The organism is Spirosoma horti (genome assembly GCF_054776595.1).
Genome location: NZ_BAAHBQ010000006.1, coordinates 321,469 through 339,620, shown reverse-complemented (window position 1 = coordinate 339,620; position 18,152 = coordinate 321,469). Strand labels below are relative to the sequence as shown.

The 18,152-nt window shown below is 49.6% G+C and carries 18 protein-coding genes; 10 read left to right on the top strand and 8 right to left on the bottom strand.

Annotated elements, in window-relative coordinates:
* The first annotated feature begins 137 nt into the window (after positions 1-137).
* From ACYVAM_RS19990 to ACYVAM_RS19965, 6 genes are all read left to right on the top strand, one after another.
* Positions 138-734 (top strand): 30S ribosomal protein S16, encoded by a 597-nt coding sequence (locus ACYVAM_RS19990; protein WP_461070247.1) that lies wholly within the window; start codon positions 138-140, stop codon positions 732-734.
* A 181-nt stretch (positions 735-915) separates the two neighbouring features.
* Complete coding sequence (rimM, locus tag ACYVAM_RS19985; protein WP_461070245.1) at positions 916-1,524, top strand: ribosome maturation factor RimM; 609 nt, start codon at positions 916-918, stop codon at positions 1,522-1,524.
* Positions 1,514-2,188, top strand: coding sequence for a tRNA (guanosine(37)-N1)-methyltransferase TrmD (trmD, locus tag ACYVAM_RS19980; RefSeq protein ID WP_461070243.1), 675 nt, complete (start codon positions 1,514-1,516; stop codon positions 2,186-2,188). Before rimM ends, trmD begins: the two co-directional genes overlap by 11 nt.
* 36 nt (positions 2,189-2,224) lie before the next feature.
* Positions 2,225-4,297, top strand: coding sequence for a polyphosphate kinase 1 (ppk1, locus tag ACYVAM_RS19975; protein WP_461070241.1), 2,073 nt, complete (start codon positions 2,225-2,227; stop codon positions 4,295-4,297).
* Between the two features lie 2 nt (positions 4,298-4,299).
* Entirely contained in the window at positions 4,300-5,130 is an 831-nt protein-coding gene (locus ACYVAM_RS19970; RefSeq protein ID WP_461070239.1) for a phosphatase PAP2 family protein, read from the top strand.
* Between the two features lie 110 nt (positions 5,131-5,240).
* Entirely contained in the window at positions 5,241-5,873 is a 633-nt protein-coding gene (locus ACYVAM_RS19965) for an NAD(P)-dependent oxidoreductase (RefSeq protein ID WP_461070237.1), read from the top strand.
* A 120-nt stretch (positions 5,874-5,993) separates the two neighbouring features.
* Here ACYVAM_RS19965 and ACYVAM_RS19960 read toward each other — a convergent pair whose 3' ends face one another.
* The 4 genes from ACYVAM_RS19960 to ACYVAM_RS19945 form a co-directional block, all read right to left on the bottom strand.
* A complete protein-coding gene (locus tag ACYVAM_RS19960) occupies positions 5,994-6,365 on the bottom strand; it encodes a hypothetical protein (RefSeq protein ID WP_461070235.1) in 372 nt (123 codons plus the stop codon).
* An 11-nt stretch (positions 6,366-6,376) separates the two neighbouring features.
* Positions 6,377-8,650, bottom strand: a complete 2,274-nt coding sequence (locus ACYVAM_RS19955; RefSeq protein ID WP_461070233.1) for a transglycosylase domain-containing protein — start codon at positions 8,648-8,650, stop codon at positions 6,377-6,379.
* 141 nt (positions 8,651-8,791) lie between these two features.
* A complete protein-coding gene (locus ACYVAM_RS19950) occupies positions 8,792-9,244 on the bottom strand; it encodes a GNAT family N-acetyltransferase (RefSeq protein ID WP_461070231.1) in 453 nt (150 codons plus the stop codon).
* 71 nt (positions 9,245-9,315) lie between these two features.
* Positions 9,316-10,368: an RluA family pseudouridine synthase gene (locus ACYVAM_RS19945; RefSeq protein ID WP_461070229.1), complete on the bottom strand. Its 1,053-nt coding sequence runs from the start codon at positions 10,366-10,368 to the stop codon at positions 9,316-9,318.
* A gap of 71 nt (positions 10,369-10,439) precedes the next feature.
* On the opposite strand from ACYVAM_RS19945, the gene ACYVAM_RS19940 reads away from it, so the two are divergent.
* From ACYVAM_RS19940 to ACYVAM_RS19930, 3 genes are all read left to right on the top strand, one after another.
* On the top strand, positions 10,440-11,363 hold the full coding sequence (locus ACYVAM_RS19940) for a 1-aminocyclopropane-1-carboxylate deaminase/D-cysteine desulfhydrase (RefSeq protein ID WP_461070227.1): 924 nt from the start codon (positions 10,440-10,442) through the stop codon (positions 11,361-11,363).
* A gap of 96 nt (positions 11,364-11,459) precedes the next feature.
* Positions 11,460-12,737: an acyl-CoA dehydrogenase family protein gene (locus tag ACYVAM_RS19935; protein WP_461070225.1), complete on the top strand. Its 1,278-nt coding sequence runs from the start codon at positions 11,460-11,462 to the stop codon at positions 12,735-12,737.
* A 40-nt stretch (positions 12,738-12,777) separates the two neighbouring features.
* Positions 12,778-13,851: a phosphotransferase family protein gene (locus ACYVAM_RS19930; RefSeq protein WP_461070223.1), complete on the top strand. Its 1,074-nt coding sequence runs from the start codon at positions 12,778-12,780 to the stop codon at positions 13,849-13,851.
* 408 nt (positions 13,852-14,259) lie between these two features.
* On the opposite strand, the gene ACYVAM_RS19925 is transcribed toward ACYVAM_RS19930, so the two are convergent.
* The 4 genes from ACYVAM_RS19925 to ACYVAM_RS19910 all read right to left on the bottom strand — a co-directional run bounded on the left by ACYVAM_RS19925 (position 14,260) and on the right by ACYVAM_RS19910 (position 17,644).
* A complete protein-coding gene (locus ACYVAM_RS19925; protein ID WP_461070221.1) occupies positions 14,260-14,460 on the bottom strand; it encodes a hypothetical protein in 201 nt (66 codons plus the stop codon).
* A 380-nt stretch (positions 14,461-14,840) separates the two neighbouring features.
* The gene (locus tag ACYVAM_RS19920; RefSeq protein WP_461070219.1) at positions 14,841-15,332 is read right to left on the bottom strand and encodes a hypothetical protein; all 492 of its coding nucleotides are present in this window, start codon (positions 15,330-15,332) and stop codon (positions 14,841-14,843) included.
* 813 nt (positions 15,333-16,145) lie between these two features.
* A complete protein-coding gene (locus ACYVAM_RS19915) occupies positions 16,146-17,099 on the bottom strand; it encodes an L-threonylcarbamoyladenylate synthase (protein ID WP_461070217.1) in 954 nt (317 codons plus the stop codon).
* 77 nt (positions 17,100-17,176) lie between these two features.
* A complete protein-coding gene (locus tag ACYVAM_RS19910; protein WP_461070215.1) occupies positions 17,177-17,644 on the bottom strand; it encodes an FKBP-type peptidyl-prolyl cis-trans isomerase in 468 nt (155 codons plus the stop codon).
* Between the two features lie 133 nt (positions 17,645-17,777).
* On the opposite strand from ACYVAM_RS19910, the gene ACYVAM_RS19905 reads away from it, so the two are divergent.
* Positions 17,778-18,035: a hypothetical protein gene (locus ACYVAM_RS19905; protein WP_461070213.1), complete on the top strand. Its 258-nt coding sequence runs from the start codon at positions 17,778-17,780 to the stop codon at positions 18,033-18,035.
* Positions 18,036-18,152: the final 117 nt, after the last annotated feature.

The following is an 18,152-nucleotide window of genomic DNA, read 5'->3' as shown; positions in this document are numbered from 1 at the left end:
ACGCGACAACTGTGCATGCGTCAGCTAACTACAAACCATAAACTACAAACTTTTTTGGTCTACCCATATTTTTTCTTACCTTTGCGGCCACGTTTTACAAGGGGGATGCGTCTCCCGTCAAAAACAAACAAGCACAAATGGCTGTTAAAATTCGTTTAGCGCGTCGTGGACGCAAGAAAATGGCGATGTATGACATCGTGATCGCAGAGTCAACTTCTCCTCGCGATGGCCGGTTTATCGAAAAAATCGGTTCATACAACCCCAACACCGACCCATCGACGGTCGTATTGAAGTCGGAACGGGCCGTTTATTGGCTCATGGTAGGTGCTCAGCCGACCGATACCGCGCGTTCGGTATTGTCGCATGAAGGCATCATGTATCGCAAACACCTGCAGGTTGGCGTCAATAAAGGAGCCATCTCACAGGAACAGGCCGATGAGAAATATTCGACCTGGAAGAGCGAGAAAGAGAATCGCAAAGCCGGTGCTGCCGACACCAAATCGCAAACCAAAGAGCAGGATCGTGCTGCTCGTCTGGATGCGGAGAAAAAGGTGAACGAAGCGCGTGCTGAAGCCATCGCTAAGAAAAACAAGGTAGAAGAGCCAGTCGTGGAAGCCGCTCCCGTAGCGGAAGAAGCGCCTGTAGCCGAAGCACCTGCCGTTGACGAAGCTCCCGTAGCGGAAGCGCCTGCCGCTGAAGCTGCTCCTGCAACGGACGCGCCGGCTGCTGAATAATTTTCTACGGAGCGCTGCGCTCCTGTAAAAATGTTACTAAATAGCCTGTTCAACGATGAACAGGCTATTTTTGTACAATAGGCAGTCAGTCGGCGGGTCAACGGCCGTTGCCGGGCTGGCTTGCCCTAGTGCTAATCAATAAAGACAGCGTTCTGATAAAGTGCCATGAGCCACATTATATATGACAAAAGATGATTGTTACCAGCTAGGACACATCACCAAGACGCACGGCGTCAGTGGTGAGTTAGTTCTTTTTTTAGATGTAGACAATGCGGCCGAATACGCCGATCTGGAATCTGTTTTACTGGAAGTAAAAGGGGACCTGATTCCGTACTTTATCGAATCCATCGCGATTGTTAAAGGAAGCCGGGCTATTGTTGCATTTGACGATGTAAACACCATCGAGCAGGCTGAGCGGCTCATCAACTGTGGTGCTTTTTTGCCGTTGGATGAACTGGAACCCATTACCGACGAAACTCGGTTCTATTTTCATGAAATCGTTGGTTACCAGGTTGTTGATGCCGAAGCGGGTGAATTAGGGATTGTTCGGGGGGTGTATGCCATGAATGCCCAAGACTTGATTGCGATGGATTATCTGGGTAAAGAAGTGTTGATTCCAATCAATAGCGACATCGTTCGGACGGTTGATCGGGCCAAACAGAAACTCAACGTAGTCTTGCCTGATGGCTTACTGGCGATCTATATGGAAGAGGATAGTAAGAATAATGAAAACGCAGACGTGAACGGCGACGACGCTGAACACAGCCCGGATACTACCGATGAGGATTGATATTATAACCTGCCTGCCCCGGCTTCTGGATAGTTTCTTTGCCCATTCCATTCTGCAACGGGCGCAACAGGGTGGTTATGTGGAGGTTGTCGTGCACGACTTGCGCGATTACACCGCCGATAAACACCGTCGTGTCGATGACTATGCCTTCGGGGGCGGGGCCGGAATGGTCATGCAAATCGAGCCGATTGCCCGGTGCATCCGGTCGCTACAGGCCGACCGTACCTACGACGAGGTTATTTACATGACGCCGGATGGCGAACGACTGAACCAACAGACGACTAATTCGCTTTCGTTGAAACAGAACCTGATCATTCTGTGCGGCCACTATAAAGGGGTCGATGAACGAGTACGGGAGGTATTCATTACGAAAGAAATGAGCATCGGCGACTATGTGCTTTCTGGGGGCGAACTGGCCGCCTGCGTCCTGTCTGACGCTATTATCCGCTTGTTACCGGGCGTACTGAATGACGAAACATCGGCCCTGACCGACTCGTTTCAGGATAACCTCTTAGCACCACCCGTTTATACACGCCCCGCCGAGTTTGAAGGGCATCGGGTTCCCGATATTTTACTTTCGGGCCATGAAGCTAAAATTGACGAATGGCGGCACGAACAGGCGCTCGAACGAACCCGTATCCGGCGACCCGATTTGCTCGAGTAAAAAACCTTCTGTTCCGTAACTACTAATCGAAACAAGATGTCCCCGCTCTCGTCCTATACGTATTTCAACCGGGATCTGAGCTGGCTCAGTTTCAACCATCGGGTTCTTCAGGAAGCGGCTAATCCAGCCGTGCCACTCTACGAGCGCATCCGGTTTTTAGCTATTTTCTCGTCCAATCTGGAAGAGTTTTTTCGGGTTAGAGTGTCGGCTCTGATGGCGCTGGGTGAATTAGGATCTGCCGATCATGAGGCTACTGACACACATTTACTGCTTGAGGTACAAACGACGGTACAGCAATTTCAGCAAGAGTTTGGGCGATTGTTAACGGGTCAGCTTCTGCCGAAATTGGTTGAAAATGGCGTGCATTTGTATTACGGAGAACCGATAGTACCGGCTCATGCACTGGCCGTAACCGATTACTTTTTTAGTCGAGTATTAGGCTTTATTCAGCCTGTATGGCTCACTGAGGATAACCGGAAAGCAATTCAGTTGCCCGACAGTTCGCTTTATTTTGTCGTCGCCCTGGCGACAGATGATGCCTCGACGCCAATCCAGTACGCCCTGTTGCCTATTCCTCGCCAGCACCTGCCGCGCTTTTATGAGCTGCCTGTCTTAGCGAATGGCTATCAGCTGGTGTTTCTCGACGACGTGATTCGTCAGCATCTGACCGCAGTTTTTCCGGATTTCGCCATACAGGGGTGCTACAGTATCAAAATCAACCGAAATGCCGATGTCAGCATAGTCGATGAGTTCTCGGGCGAGATGGACGAAAATGTGGCCCGAATGCTTGAACAGCGGAGTGCCGGTCGTCCGACCCGGTTTTTGTATGACGCAACCATGCCCGCCGAACTGCTCGATTTTCTCTGCGGGTATTTTGCCCTGACCCGGCAGGAGCTGACAGTAGGCGGGCGTTACCATACGTTGAGCGATCTGACCGACCTGCCCAATCCGGTAGGCAGTCGGCTGAGATACCCGCCACATCCTCCGCTTGCCTATCCGGTTCTACAGGGCGACTCGTCTATTTTTACCCAACTCGATCAACGGGATCATTTGCTGCATTTGCCTTACCAGTCGTATAATTCGGTACTGCGTTTTTTTAACGAAGCCGCCGTTGACCCGTACGTGCGCGAAATTTACGTAACGCTGTATCGGGTAGCCTCTGATTCGGCGATTGTCCATGCGCTGATCAGTGCGGCTACGAACGGTAAGCAAGTAACGGTTTTTGTTGAGTTGAAAGCCCGTTTTGATGAAGCCAATAACCTTAAATGGGGTAAGCAACTGAAGGCAGCCGGTGTCCGGCTCGTATACAGTATTCCGTCATTGAAGGTACACGCCAAAACGGCTTTGGTAAAACGGCAGCAGGGTTCACGGAGCCAGCATTATGGCCTGCTGGCAACGGGTAATTTTAACGAACAGACGGCCCGGTTTTATACCGATCACGTGTTGCTGACGAGCCATTCGGGCTTGACCCAGGAACTCGATTCGCTTTTTACCTATCTGCAAACCCGCGAGCAGCCCGATGCCTATTCGTCTCTTTCCTTTCGGCATCTGCTCGTGGCACCGTTCAACCTGATGGATCGGTTTTTATCCCTCATCGATCGGGAGATTGCGCATAAACGGGCTGGCAGCGAAGCACATATCACGATTAAGCTCAATAATCTACAGGAGAGAACAATGATCGATAAACTCTACGAAGCCAGCCGGGCCGGGGTGCGGGTGGAGTTGATCGTTCGGGCAATCTGTACGTTAGTGCCGGGCGTGCCTGGGCAGAGTGAACACATCACGGTTCGGCGGATTGTTGACCGCTACCTAGAACATGGCCGCGTATATATTTTTCACAATAACGGCCAGCCTGAAACGTACCTTGGTTCGGCTGATTGGATGAACCGAAATCTGCATCGGCGAATTGAAGTATGTTTTCCCCTTTATGACGCTCAGTTGCAGGCCCAGATCCGGCAATTGATAGACCTACAACTGGCCGATAATACACAAGCGCGTTTTATAGATGACCAGTTGAGGATGTTGCCCGTACCATCGGTCGGTGCCCCGGTACGGTCACAGGAAGCTATTTATACGCAACTGTCAACCAATAATCACGTTTCCGTTTAGCTATGACTATTCGCGTCGCCCTATGCATGTGTCTATTTGTTATCCGTAGTGCGTCTGGCCAGTCGGATTCAACAAATCAAACGATTTACCAGGTAACCAAAAAGTACGAACTAACCGGTTCTGTACTCTTTATCGGCGTATCCTCGGTTGGGTTCAAGAAACTGGACCGGCTGGCATCTTTTACGGCAGACGATGTCAAGGCCCTGGACATCAACAAAATCAATGCGTTCGATAGACCCGTTGCGCTGTATGATCCGGCAGGCTTTGAGCGGGCGCAGGCCCGTTCCGACCTTTTTTTGAATGTCGCTATTTTAAGTCCGCTATTGTTGGCGGCCGATAAACGCATACGAAAAGACTGGCTCGACCTATTGACCTTGTATGCCGTAACGCACGCCGTCGATAATATTATTTACTTCGCTTCGGCTTATTCGATCCGGCGGGCAAGGCCATTAACCTACAATCCGGGGCTCCCGCTGGAAGCAAAAATCGGTGAGGCCAAAACCAACTCATTCTATAGCGGCCACGTGTCGTTCAGTTCCACATCGACGTATTTTCTAGCCAAAGTATTTACCGACTATCATCACATTAAAGGCTGGAAGCGCATTCTGGCCTACTCCGTTGCCAGCGTACCACCGGGGCTGGTGGCCTGGAATCGAATGCAGGCGGGTAAGCATTTCAGGACAGATGTCATCACGGGATTTGTTGTCGGTGCCGCTTCGGGCATTCTCATTCCGGAATGGCACAAGCGAAGAAAGCACATGGATAAAGTAACGCTTGACCCTTATTTTACACCAACTGGCCAAAGTGGACTGACGCTTGGTCTTAAACTTTAAGTGATTTCAGAAATGCCCTTGATTAGTAAGGCTTTACGCTGTATCCACATGATGCGATTAAACTGAACGGCTGGTTTAGGGTTATACACAAACCTCAATTCAGCTTTTTTATGCAAGTACTCGTAGTAGGTGCCACCGGAGGTACAGGGCGGCAAACGGTAGAACAGGCACTTCAGGCAGGCCATTTTGTAACGGCATTCGTTCGTGATCCGGCCCGGCTTCCTATCCAGCACCCCAATTTAACCGTCCTGATGGGCGATGTTCTGGAACCCGAAACCCTGCTGCCCGCTGTCCGGCGTCAGGATGTAGTCATTTGTTCGTTGGGGAGCCGTCCGGGTCAACATGATCAGGCTGTTGCCGAAGGGACCAGGAATCTGATAGCGGCCATGCACCAGGCGGGTGTTCAGAAACTATTTGTGGTGTCGTCGCTAGGTGTAGGAACCAGCTACGAAGAGGCTTCTTTACCCAGCAAGCTGATCATCAAAACGCTGTTGAGCGGGGTTATTGCCGAGAAAGAAAAACAGGAACAGGCTGTTCGCGAAAGCGGACTTGACTGGACAATTGTCCGGCCTACGAGCCTGACAAACGGTCTGGTAACCGGGCATTACCGACTAGGCGAACACCTGCCATTTAGCCGGTTTGACTTCCCCCGAATCAGCCGCGCCGATGTAGCTGCTTTCCTGCTGGGCCAGCTCGATAAGGATACCTATCGACAAAAAGCCATAACCATTACAGGGGCCTAGTCCCGGCGGTGATCTGTCTGGGCCAAGCTCCGGCTTAGCCATTGAAATGACAAAGGCCAAGCCGGAGCTTGGCCCAGACAAAAGGTAGCTGGTCAATTAACGTAAATAAGAACTAACCTGTTAGCGAACGGGATGCGAGCTCACTATTTTGCAATCACAACGCTTGGTTTCGGCGGGTAGCGTAACCGGTTTATCGAAGATACTGTTTGGCGAAAGCGTTCGGGAAAACGTTGTATATTTCTCCTTGAGCATCTTCCCCTCTTTGTCGTAGGCCACGAGTTTTACGGATATATCGTTGTGTGACCGGGATGACAAGTTCTTGACCGACACATTGACCGTTGAGGTAACCAGAATGTTTTCCAGATCGGAACAGTCAACCTGCAGGTCGATGGTTTGTGGACTCAGGGATGTGTTATTGTGCCGGGAAACGACATACAGGATAATGCCGCCCAGCACGACCACGACCAGTAAAAGTCTAAAAAGCGTTTTCATGCCTTACAAGTTTATTGATTACTATTTTCCAACGCCTGTTGCGCTTCTTTCTCCCGCCGTTTTCGTTCCCGTTTTTCCTGCCGAAGCTGCTTGCGGGTTTTAACCGTATCGGCGGGCGCTGGTGAACCGGGGATCACTTCCTGGCGGTCTGGCTGGACCGTTGGCTGTTCTTCATTGTTGCGGTTATCGTCCGTTTTCTTGCCTTTAAACAAGCGACGGAAGAAATTGCCGATACCATTTCCGCCTTCTTCATCCGTGTCGATATCCGTATCGACTGGGTCGGTCATCAGGCTATCGCCCTGGAAAAGGGAGTCGACAGGGGCCACCTCTTTGCGAAGTCCCGGACGTAAGCGAACATCATAAAAGCCATAAGCGCCAGAATCTGGAGCAGTAAGACCACGACGGGCCATGATCCGGCCAATCAGCTTGAAATAGCCCCGCACATTACGGGTCTGAAGGGTGCCATCAGGAACGAACCAATTGAGAGCCGCTTTTGGGCGAGGAACAACAAAAGCCAGAAAAATACTTTCTCCCAGATTCAGATCGGCGGGGCTTTTGGCAAAATAATAACGGGCGGCTTCGCCAATGCCATAAATGTTGCGACCCCACTCGATGATGTTGAGGTACACTTCATACATCCGTTCTTTGGAAACGATGTGCTCATTTTCGATGAGCCAGACAATCAGGATTTCCTCAATCTTGCGTGAAAGCGTTTTATTTCGGCTCAGGAACGCATTCTTCACCAGCTGCATCGAAATGGTACTGGCTCCCCTTTTAAATGATTTTTCCTTGAAGTTGGTCGCAATCGACACCCGAAATGCTTTTTCATTGAAGCCATTGTGGGTGAAAAAGTTGTAATCTTCCGATGTCATAAGGGCGTTCCGCAGATCAGGAGAAATCTGGTTGATGGGTGTATAGTCCGGGTTTTCGGGACCAACGATGATATCACGAACGGGTTTGCCCTTTTCGTAGGGCGTATAGACAAAGGGTTTGTTGATGGCTGAGAAGTCCGTTCGGCCCATTTTGATGACCCGAAAGTCGTCCTGTGTCAGGCCAGAGTTGAATTTGACCGAGTCGGGGAGAGCGGTGTCAAACTGGAATGACAGGTCATATTTGAGCTTGCCCGCCACCTGCATGCCTTCCAGCGATTCAAAAAGCCCCTGAGGGAATGAATTGAACAAGGCCTGCGCATCCATTGGATCGGTATGCAACTGCACGTCGTACAGTTTCCCCTGGCCGGTAGACGAGCCTGCATCGGGGAGCGTATATTTTATAAATGGCCGCGCACTCACTTCGCCCAGATGGAGAGTCGACGAACTGTCGATGCCAATGTAATTCTCCCCGACAAACAGATTAGCATCCACGGCGGCACTGGTCACCAATACGTCGGTACGGGCGATGGCCGGGTGGTTGATCCGAAGGTTCCGTACAGAGCCTGCGCCTTCGAGCCGGAATTGTCCACCAGATCGATCTACGTCCCGTAGTTCGGCGCGGAGTGTATCTGCCTGAACTTTCAGATTATATTTCTTCTGAACATACGGTATCTCGATGGGTTGCGGGCGGCCGTTCTGTCCTTCAGCATAGAGGGCCAGGTTGTATTCACGATCGCCGGGATCTGCCGTACCCGCCAGATGCCAGGTTGCCTGATTCCCATTCAGCTTAATGGTTGAGGTAACATTTTCGTCTTTGATGACGGCGGTTTGGGTGAGCAGGTTAATGGTGTCATTGCCGATATCAATACCTCTGAATTCAAGATTACTCACGTTGAGGTCGTCCGGAATTTTGGACAGGATATTATCGATCAGATTCTCCGTCACATCGGCCAGGTTTGTCCGTCGGGTTGGCTCAACGGGGGCGCTGTCAGTGGCCGTTGAATCGCGTTTGCGGTGAAGGAGGAAATCTATATTGGTCAGGGAGTCGCGTTTGATTACCTGGATGAGGCCATTTTCGAGCGTCATACCCGACAGACCAATTTTGCCGGCCAGCAACGGCCAGAACCGAACCTCCAGCTCTACCCGCTGAATACGGGCCAGACTGTCGCGCTTTTCCGGCACGACCGAGATGTCGGTAAAGGCTAGCGAGCTTAATCCGGTGAATTTGGCTGACCCAATCTTAACATCGAGATTATAGTCTCGTTTAGCTTTGCGAATACCTCTTGCAAGAGCGGTCTTTAACAGGCTTTCCCGTTTGAAATAGGCAACGCCAGCGCCCACGAGAGCCAGCAAAAAAATACTTAAAAATACCCATCCTGCTATACGGATGGCTTTCTGTTGACGATACGTCATGCTTAATATCTATGCTCGAGAGGCAAAGGTAAGGTTTTTACGGCTAGGAATCGGAGTGAGCAACGAGAAGGGATGTTGCATTCATGTTACTTTACAGATCAACTCTTCTCGTTCCTGTTGCTCACTACGCGCCTTTATTACCTAAAAATCGAGGTGGCAGTTCGTCCAGCCATCGTCGAAACGGGTACCAAACTGTTTGTAAAAACCAATGGCGGGCTCATTCCAGTCGAGCACCTGCCACATCATACCCGTACACTGGGTTTCTCGGGCCATCTCGATGGTGGCGTCCAGAAGTAGTTTTCCAACCCCATACCCCCGAAAGCTCTCCGTAACAATAATGTCTTCGAGGTACAACCGTTTTCCCTTCCAGGTCGAGTATCGGTAAAAATACAGGGCCATACCGACAATTTTTTTGCGATCAGAGTCTTCGGCCATAATCATCCCGAAAAGCGGGTTTGGCCCAAAGCCATCGATAGCCATCTGTTCGATGGTATTGGTAACCTGATCGACTGCCCGTTCATAAATGGCAAGTTCTGTTACCAGCGCGAAGGCTTCTGGAACGTCTTCAAGGGTACCGGGGCGAATAGAAATCATGTATCAGGGAAAAGTAAGGTAGTGAATGATAAATAGGGAATCAGTGAGTGCGACTGGTCGAATATACTACTTTATTGATCATCTTCTCCGGCTGATCGATTCGTCATTTTGCCTCTCCATTTGGACAGCGCGGCCTGGAAATCGGCGGGTAAGTCAGAATCGAACTGGAGCCATTCGCGCGTGCGAGGGTGCGTAAACCCAAGTGACTTTGCGTGTAGTGCCTGACGAGGTAACAATTTGAAGGCATTTTCGACAAAAGCTTTATAGCTGCCAACGGGTGTGCCGCGTAGAATCCGGTCGCCCCCGTACATGGCGTCGTTGAATAATGGATTGCCGATGTGCTTGAAGTGCGCCCGAATCTGGTGGGTCCGGCCGGTTTCCAGCTTACACTGCACCAGGGCCACGTACCCCAGCTCTTCGAGCGTGGTGTAATGCGTTATGGCCCACTTTCCCTTTGATTCATCATCGTAAATGGCCTGCACTTTCCGGTCTTTGATCGACCGCCCGATAAAGCCCGTGATGGTGCCGACCAGCGGATTGGGTACGCCCCAGGTCAGGGCATTATACGTCCGCTCGATGCTGTGCTCGAAAAACTGCCGGGCCAGGTGCGTCATGGCGAATTCGGTTTTCGCGATCACCATTAGGCCCGACGTATCTTTATCGATGCGGTGAACCAGACCCGGCCTGATTTCACCGTTTCGGGAGGTTGGCAGATTTTGAAAGTGATAGACGAGGGCATTGACCAGCGTACCGTCCCAGTTGCCATGGGCCGGGTGGACAACCATACCCGCTACTTTGTTGATGACCAACAGATCATCGTCTTCAAAGACAATGTTGATGGGGATGTTCTCGGGTTTGACGTCCGTTTCGCGGGGCGGATGGGCGAGCGAAACCGTAATCACATCCAGCGGTTTTATTTTATAGCTGGCTTTGGTTGGCTTGTCGTTTACCCGCACGGATTCAGCATCGATAGCGGCCTGAATTTTGGTGCGCGTCGCATTCTGCAACCGATCCATCAGGAAGCGATCGATCCGTAGAAGGCTCTGGCCTTTATCCACCACAATGCGGTGATGTTCGTATAATTCGTCGTCTTCGGGTAATTCGTCTTCCGTTTCCGCTACCATTTCTATACCTAATAGACCCATTGGGTTCAAAAACCACCTAGGTTTGTAATGAATCAGCAAAAATACGGATTATGGACGAACTTGCCCGGCAACTCACCAATTTGGCAGGTAACTCGCCACTTCAGCTACTGACCGACCCCTTTCCGGAGCCCGTGGACATCCTCTTATATTTGAAACGGGACGATCTGCTGCATCCACTCGTGTCGGGCAACAAATGGCGTAAACTCAAGTATAATCTACTGGCAGCCCGTGAACAGAGCTGTTCTACAGTGCTGACCTTTGGCGGGGCGTATTCCAATCATCTGTATGCGACAGCGGCAGCGGGTCAGGTATTTGGTTTTCAGACAATCGGGATTGTACGGGGAGACGAACTTGCTAGAAAGCCGCTGAATAACACCCTGCGTTTTTGCCGGGAGGCTGGCATGCAGCTCCATTTCGTTAGCCGCGAAACGTATCGGCGGAAAGATGCGCCTGATTTTCTGGCTAAATTAACCGATCAGTTTGGTCCCTCTTATCTAGTACCCGAAGGCGGTACCAATGATCTGGCTATTCAGGGGGCCGCCGAAACCATGCCGGAAATAGTAACTCAGCTTGGCTACGCACCCGACTACGTTTGTTGTTCGGTTGGTACGGGCGGCACGACGGCCGGCCTGACGCAGTCGGCCCCGGAAGGCACCCAAGTGATGGGATTTGTGGTGTTAAAAATACCCGCCAGTCAGAGGTTGTTGGAATGGCCTGCGCCAATAATCCCTGGCTATCAGGTACATCAGTACCATTTCGGCGGATATGCCAGAACCACACCCGACCTGATGACGTTCATCCGGAGCTTTGAGTGGAAAAACGGAGTCCTTTTGGAACAGGTATATACCGGAAAGATGCTCTACGGCATTTATGATCTGGCCCGGCAAGGGTACTTTCCCAAAGGAGCGACCGTTGTCGCGGTGCATACGGGCGGCTTGCAGGGAAGGAGTGCGGAGCTTGATCGGGTGTGGTAGCGGAATTACGAATGATATGTGGGCAGCAACATTTTAGAAAGTGCTATTTTACTGTAATAAAATGCCATAATTTGCCTGCCTTTAGGTAAACAAACGATGGACACAATTTTCACTACCGAACGCGTCAGGCCCTTGCTGGCCCGTGTGCGAGAATTTGTTGAGACTGAGCTGATTCCGCTTGAAAATGGCTTTTCGCATAATAAACTTGGTGACCTGATTCCCGTTCTGGATAAAAAACGCCAGCAGGTAAAAGACGCTGGTTTGTGGGGACTGCATCTTTCCCTGGAAGAAGATGGCCACGGCCTGACACTCTGCGAATTTGGGCAAATCAGCGAAATACTAGCCTACGCGCCTTTTTTCGGACATTATGTATTTGGCTGTCAGGCGCCCGATATTGGCAATACGGAGCTTCTGAACAAATTCGCATCCGACGAACTGAAGGAGCGCTATTTAAAACCCCTCATGGCGGGTGAGATTCGTTCCTGTTTTTCCATGACGGAGCCTGAGTTCGCCGGTTCGAACCCAACTCGCATGGCTACCCTGGCCGTACGAGAGGGGGACGAATACGTCATCAATGGCCGTAAATGGTTTACGTCGTCGGCCGATGGCGCTGCGTTTGCGGTTGTTATGGCGGTGACTAATCCTGACACGGCTCCGCACCAGCGGGCCAGCATGATCATTGTGCCAACCGACACGCCAGGCTTTACTATTGAACGAAATATACCCGTGTTTGGCGAAGCGGGAGAAGGCTGGTTCAGTCATTCCGAAGTTACCTACACCAATTGCCGCGTGCCCGTTACCAACGTAATTGCCGGAGAAGGTATGGGGTTTCGGCTGGCACAGGAACGGCTGGGGCCGGGGCGGGTGCACCACTGCATGCGGTGGGTCGGCAATGCCGAGAAAGCGCTGGACCTGTTGTGCAAACGGGCCGCAACGCGGGAGATCGAAGACGGAGTGATGTTGGGTGAAAAGCAATTCATTCAGGACTTTATCGCCGAAAGCCGGGCCGAGATTGACGCTTGCCGTTTGTATGTGCTCAACACGGCGTATATGATTGATACGGTTGGTGTAAGTAACGTACGGGAGGCTGTTTCCGGGATTAAGTTTTATGTAGCCAATGCCTTTTTGCGCGTGCTTGACCGGGCTATTCAGGTGCACGGTGCGTTGGGTGTTACGGACGATACTGTTCTGTCCGCGATGTACCGCCACGAGCGTGGGGCCCGCATTTGGGATGGGGCCGATGAGGTGCACAAGCAGAATCTGGCGATCAGCATACTGAAAAAATATGGCCTCGATATTAAGCAGAAAGCCCGCGAATTACGGCAGTTCCGCCAAATGATGGCGGCAGAGAAAATGATCGAAACGAACGGATAAAGAATGACCGGAGATGGCCTTCGGTACTGATTGATTTTCTATGATCTCTTCTGATTTATCGCGTTCGGTCCGTTCGGGCGAAGCGCTTGACTTAACTGCGTTGGCTGCGTTTCTGCTGGCCAACGCGCCCAATGTGGGTACGGTGCTGGAGATTCGACAGTTTGCAGGTGGTTTCTCCAATCTGACGTATCTGCTCAAAACGGCCGATCAGGAATACGTCCTCCGCCGACCACCGTTTGGGGCCAATATAAAGGGAGGTCACGATATGGGTCGTGAGTTCAGGGTATTGTCGTTGCTGACGGGGCATTACGACAAGATTCCGAAACCGGTCGTGTTTTGCGAATCGCCCGATGTGCTGGGTGCTCCGTTTTACATTATGACACGGGTGAGTGGGGTTATTTTGCGGGCGTCGATGGCCCCAGCGCTGAATCTTGCTCCCGAACGGATGCGTCAGTTGTCGGAAGTGCTCGTCGACAATCTGGTCGCTATTCATGCGCTGGATATAAAGGCCACGGGCCTTAATCAGTTGGGAAAACCAGAGGGGTACGTGCAGCGGCAGGTCGAGGGTTGGATAAAACGGTATCATACTGCTGAAACCGATAAAATTCCAGCTATGGACAGCACAGAAAACTGGCTTCAGCGAAACTATCCACCCGAACAGGCGGCTGCTTTTCTGCACAACGATTATAAATTCGATAATGTGTTGCTGGAATCCGACAAGGCCACGGGTGAGCCGATGCCATCAATCAACGGCGTGCTGGACTGGGAAATGGCGACTGTAGGCGATCCGCTCATGGATTTAGGCGCCACGCTGGCCTACTGGTCGGAAGCGGGCGACAGTCCGGCCTATCGAAACTTCAACCTGACATGGCTTCCCGGTAACCTAACCCGACAGGAAGTGATCGCTCGGTACGCCGAAAAAAGCGGTCGCGATGTTAGCCACATCCTGTTTTATTATGTATTTGGGCTGTATAAAAACGCAGTAATTGCCCAGCAGATTTACGCTCGCTGGAAGCAGGGACACAGCCAGGATGCCCGATTTGGACACCTGTTGCCGATGATTATTGAACTGGCTGACAAAGCCGTTGAGGCCATTGAGCGGAGAGAGGTCTAAAGAGGGCGAAGGCTATTTCTGTAGTCCGTCAATTAATCATCGAAAGCCAGCACCAAGCGTATAGCCTGACAATAGATGTTCTTCATTCTTACGACGTAATTCAGCTGTCAGCGCCTGTTTGGCTGGGTTGTTTTTGTACAAATCGACTGGACCCAGATACTCCAAAAATCGCACATTTACCAGGCAGGTTAAGATAAAGACAGTAGCTGTTGTAAAAGTCTTGTAGTCTATAAGTAAGCTCAGAAAAGGGGGGGATAGGTCGTTTTTTTGCCGAAAACAAGGAATTAGCTAAGGCGTCCTAACTCCATTTAGCCTTTTGCAACAGCCACTAACAATATGTTAAGGGAATTAAAATATATTCATGCTTAGCCATAGTAGTTCAGAGTATCGAATAAATACAATTTCTGCCTACCGTTTCAGATTGAGCTTCGATATAGAAATGCTCAGAGGTTCTTCAATTATCCAGCCAGGATATCTCGCTTCGCAGAAAGCTCTAAACAACTGCTCTTTTTCAGCTTTTGTCTCCAATCCAAACAGTATTCTAACTATATCCGCAGAACGATTTTCTTCCTGTTTAGATAGGCGTGCTTTAAATACAAGGGTCGGCATAGGAAGTAGTTTGGGGGTTAGCTAACCTGTTCTATAAGTGTCGTGGCTGTTGCAAAAGTAAATCGGTATTACATATCTCGCCATTTTTCGATGACCCAACTAAGCAGTTGGGCTATTTTTTGGATAAGAAACTATGCCAACAGAGTAAAGGGGGCTACATCGAGTAGCCCTCCAACGAAGTCACATACTGGCGGAGACGGTATAAGAAGAATGAGCCCAAGCCCGACAACCAGTGAAATCAGGTAAACGATTACTATATTTTTCCATTTGATAGCCATACTCGACTTTTGCAACAGCCACGTTAGTTATACAACGACTTTAAGAAAAGCGCTACTGATAGTTTAGGATGTCATTACTGCATTTTTAGTGTTTTCCTTGTTTTAGAGAACTATCGTTTTGTCTATTATCTTTTTCGCCACCAAAACATTTCTCATGTTATGACCGTCCGAGTTCTTATCCTCGGTGTCGATTAAAAGTTCCCTACCGTCGCCTGTGCCAATTTCGGTGCTACCGTCCTTATAGAAATTGTACCTTTGACTTGAAACTTTTCTAAGGGTAATATTAAGCCCGCCAATATTGCCAACTACACTCTTTCCTGTCTGTTGACTTTTTTCTTTATGGCTAAGTATTAAGTAAGTATCTGGCCCCCCGGCTTGTTTATTTATACTTATACCAACGCGATTTGTTACCGTTATTGAGTCTGATAGTAGATACGGTAAATAACCATCAAAAACTTTCTGACCGTCTTGATACTGAGTCAAACGGGTCACTTCGTAAGTCCCTTCTAAAAGGGCGCTCTCGGGTTGCTTATCAGTATCAGAACAGGCCGATAACCCAAAAATTGCTAAAGCAAGAAGTGTGGATCTTTTCATAGACTTGTTTTGCCAGCGGCAGTGAAAAGTATATTAATACATTAAAGTAGTTAACAAAATTACAGAAGGCTTAGATGGATTATATATTTTAGAGTTTCAAGCGAAAGTACAAAATAAACTTCTACTAGGATGAGTATAATATTGTACATTTTGAACAGATGTTGTATAAGTGGCGCGGCTGTTGCAGAAGTCAATACCAGCTCAAAAAGACCGCTCTAATGGACAAATTTTGCCCCTAATCAGGTCCAACGGCTCAAAACACAGGCTTATCTGAGCCATTCCAGCCTTTTGCAACAGTCACTGTGATCATGTTAAGGAGATAAACTAATGAAGCACTTATAGACATTGCTGAAGATCTTGTTAAAAGTATAATTCTAATCGCTGAAATTGGGTAAAAGGTATGTAGCGTACCACTAAATCCAGATTTTAATAGATCGAATTGCCATTGCCATCTTGGGCAACAATGAAATTGTCAGAGAGCACCCCACTTGTATTTCCTGATTTAATATTAATCCTGGAAAGAAGAATCGAATCACTGATTCGATAAATATCTATAGTCAAATTCGGTGATGCGTTAATAATGGCCTGAATTCTCGCCAAATTAGTTGACGTAGTCGACTGTGGTTGAACCGTCGCTGTTTCTTTATTACACCCCCTCAACAGAGCCAGAAAAATAGATAATACAAGTAAAGATTTGATTGTAAGGGTTTATATATAAGTGAAATTATGCTAATCTAAGTGGTTTGCAAGATAGTATATGCCTTTTTGGGTGAAGGTGGTTCTCCTAATCAAACTGCGACAAAAAGCTACCTATTACACCTGCACGCTGGCGCGTCTGAGCCGGTCGTTCATGGCCCAGCCAAGCCCTTCATTGGGCAAGGGTTCGGCATAAATGACATCGATGGCTAAATTATCCAACGCTCGTAGATGAGCGAAGAGATTCTTGGCCGCTTCGCTTAAATCGCCGGTGGGCGAGAGGATACGCTGATTCTCCGGGCGGATACCGCCAAAGGGTTCCCGAAAGGCGAGTGCGCCGACTCGCTCGCCCGGTTGCGGGCTTGTGCCAACGGGCAAGAGGAACAGTGGTTTGCGGGGGGCATAATGGCTGCTCAGCATACCCGGTGCTTTGGGGTTCGAGCTGGAATGGGTTCGTACCGAGACAGGGCCGATCAGGGCTTCGATCTGCTCAAAGGCCATTCCCCCCAGTCGGAAAACCGTAGCTTCATCGTTTTCAAACCCAATAATTGTGGATTCAAGTCCGATTCCGGCGGGGCCACCATCCAGAATATACGGTACCTGATCGCCTAGTTGATCGGCTACGTGTTGCGCCGTTGTGGGGCTGATGTAGCCAAATGGATTAGCGCTTGGCGCGGCCAGCGGAAAGTTGAGTGAACGAAGTAGGTCGAGGGTGAGCGGATGATTGGGAATGCGAACTGCAACACGGGGCAGTCCTGCCGTAACAAGGTCCGGAACAATGTCACGCCTGGGCAACAGAAGAGTAAGTGGACCAGGCCAGAAAGTTTTGGCCAGTTGATAGGCACGATCCGGAATGTCCGAAACAAACTGGCTGAGTTTGTCGAACGAATCCGTATGAATAATGAGTGGATCGAAGGAGGGGCGGTTTTTTACCCGAAAAATGGTTAATACCGCATCCGGGTTGAGCGCATTACCGGCCAGTCCGTACACAGTTTCTGTGGGAATACCCACTACATTGCCCGCTTCCAGAAATGCTTTTGCAAGCGCCTTGTCTGTCCCTAGTTGTGCCATGATTTTGTGGCACAAAGATAGAAACGGTTTGTGGTTTGTAGTTCGTTGTTATTAACGAACTACAAACCACAAACCGTTTAATGATGTCCGCCGGGGCCGTGAACGTGGCCGTGTGTAAGTTCATCGGACGTCGCGTCCCGAACATCGATCACTTCAACATCGAAATGTAAGCTCTGATCGGCTAAAGGATGATTTGCATCGACGGTTACAGTTTCCGGACCCACATTGGTCACCGTAATTACCTGACCATCGTTGGCTTCAAATTGCATGCCTACCTCGATCTTTTGTCCGCCAAACGCCTTAATGGGTACCTCTTCCACCAGTTGAGGATCACGTTTGCCGTAACCTTTTTCAGGATCAACGTCCAGTTTTAGGACGTCGCCTTTTGTGCGGCCTTCCAGTCCTTCTTCCATGCCCGGAATCAGGTTGTTCGCGCCATGCAGGTAGTACAATGGATCTCGCCCTTCGCTGGAATCCAGTATGTTACCGTTACTATCACGCAGGGTATAGTGGATGGCGGCAACTTTGTCTTTTGTAATATTCATGATTGATTCTGCCCTAAAATGATTCTTTATGACTAACAACTGAGCGGGCAAAGTTGCTGTTATTTTTTGGTATAATTTATCGAAAACGAGTTTTAAGATCAACCGCAGGTATTTTGTTGATTCCTAGACAGCCTTGACTTATGTTTACAGCATCCGCCCGTTAGTCTTGTCGAATCATCTGTTTTGGCCAGCAGTGATCGGACCGGTGCAAGGCGAACGTTGGTACGAAACAGACCAGGCAATTGGAAATTACTATCTTTATTCTATGAATGAGCGGTTTAAATTTTGGCTCAAACGCGTTGGTTGGGGCGGCTTTCTTTTTTTTCTTATCAAAGGTCTTTTGTGGCTTTTGATTCCATACCTGATTGCTAAAGGTATCCTCTCTAAATAGGACGTAGTAGTAAATATTTATCCCTGTTTTATGTATCTAAAGTACCATAGGATAAATAGGCTATAGCCGTGTGACGCATAAGTGCTATAAGCGTTTGTATATTCAGTATTGTTTTTC

Coding starts and splice junctions, on each gene's coding strand:
- ACYVAM_RS19990 (WP_461070247.1), top strand. CDS start 138: ATGGCTGTTAAAATTCGTTTAGCGCGTCGTGGACGCAAGAAAATGGCG.
- rimM (WP_461070245.1), top strand. CDS start 916: ATGACAAAAGATGATTGTTACCAGCTAGGACACATCACCAAGACGCAC.
- trmD (WP_461070243.1), top strand. CDS start 1,514: ATGAGGATTGATATTATAACCTGCCTGCCCCGGCTTCTGGATAGTTTC.
- ppk1 (WP_461070241.1), top strand. CDS start 2,225: ATGTCCCCGCTCTCGTCCTATACGTATTTCAACCGGGATCTGAGCTGG.
- ACYVAM_RS19970 (WP_461070239.1), top strand. CDS start 4,300: ATGACTATTCGCGTCGCCCTATGCATGTGTCTATTTGTTATCCGTAGT.
- ACYVAM_RS19965 (WP_461070237.1), top strand. CDS start 5,241: ATGCAAGTACTCGTAGTAGGTGCCACCGGAGGTACAGGGCGGCAAACG.
- ACYVAM_RS19960 (WP_461070235.1), bottom strand. CDS start 6,365: ATGAAAACGCTTTTTAGACTTTTACTGGTCGTGGTCGTGCTGGGCGGC.
- ACYVAM_RS19955 (WP_461070233.1), bottom strand. CDS start 8,650: ATGACGTATCGTCAACAGAAAGCCATCCGTATAGCAGGATGGGTATTT.
- ACYVAM_RS19950 (WP_461070231.1), bottom strand. CDS start 9,244: ATGATTTCTATTCGCCCCGGTACCCTTGAAGACGTTCCAGAAGCCTTC.
- ACYVAM_RS19945 (WP_461070229.1), bottom strand. CDS start 10,368: ATGGTAGCGGAAACGGAAGACGAATTACCCGAAGACGACGAATTATAC.
- ACYVAM_RS19940 (WP_461070227.1), top strand. CDS start 10,440: ATGGACGAACTTGCCCGGCAACTCACCAATTTGGCAGGTAACTCGCCA.
- ACYVAM_RS19935 (WP_461070225.1), top strand. CDS start 11,460: ATGGACACAATTTTCACTACCGAACGCGTCAGGCCCTTGCTGGCCCGT.
- ACYVAM_RS19930 (WP_461070223.1), top strand. CDS start 12,778: ATGATCTCTTCTGATTTATCGCGTTCGGTCCGTTCGGGCGAAGCGCTT.
- ACYVAM_RS19925 (WP_461070221.1), bottom strand. CDS start 14,460: ATGCCGACCCTTGTATTTAAAGCACGCCTATCTAAACAGGAAGAAAAT.
- ACYVAM_RS19920 (WP_461070219.1), bottom strand. CDS start 15,332: ATGAAAAGATCCACACTTCTTGCTTTAGCAATTTTTGGGTTATCGGCC.
- ACYVAM_RS19915 (WP_461070217.1), bottom strand. CDS start 17,099: ATGGCACAACTAGGGACAGACAAGGCGCTTGCAAAAGCATTTCTGGAA.
- ACYVAM_RS19910 (WP_461070215.1), bottom strand. CDS start 17,644: ATGAATATTACAAAAGACAAAGTTGCCGCCATCCACTATACCCTGCGT.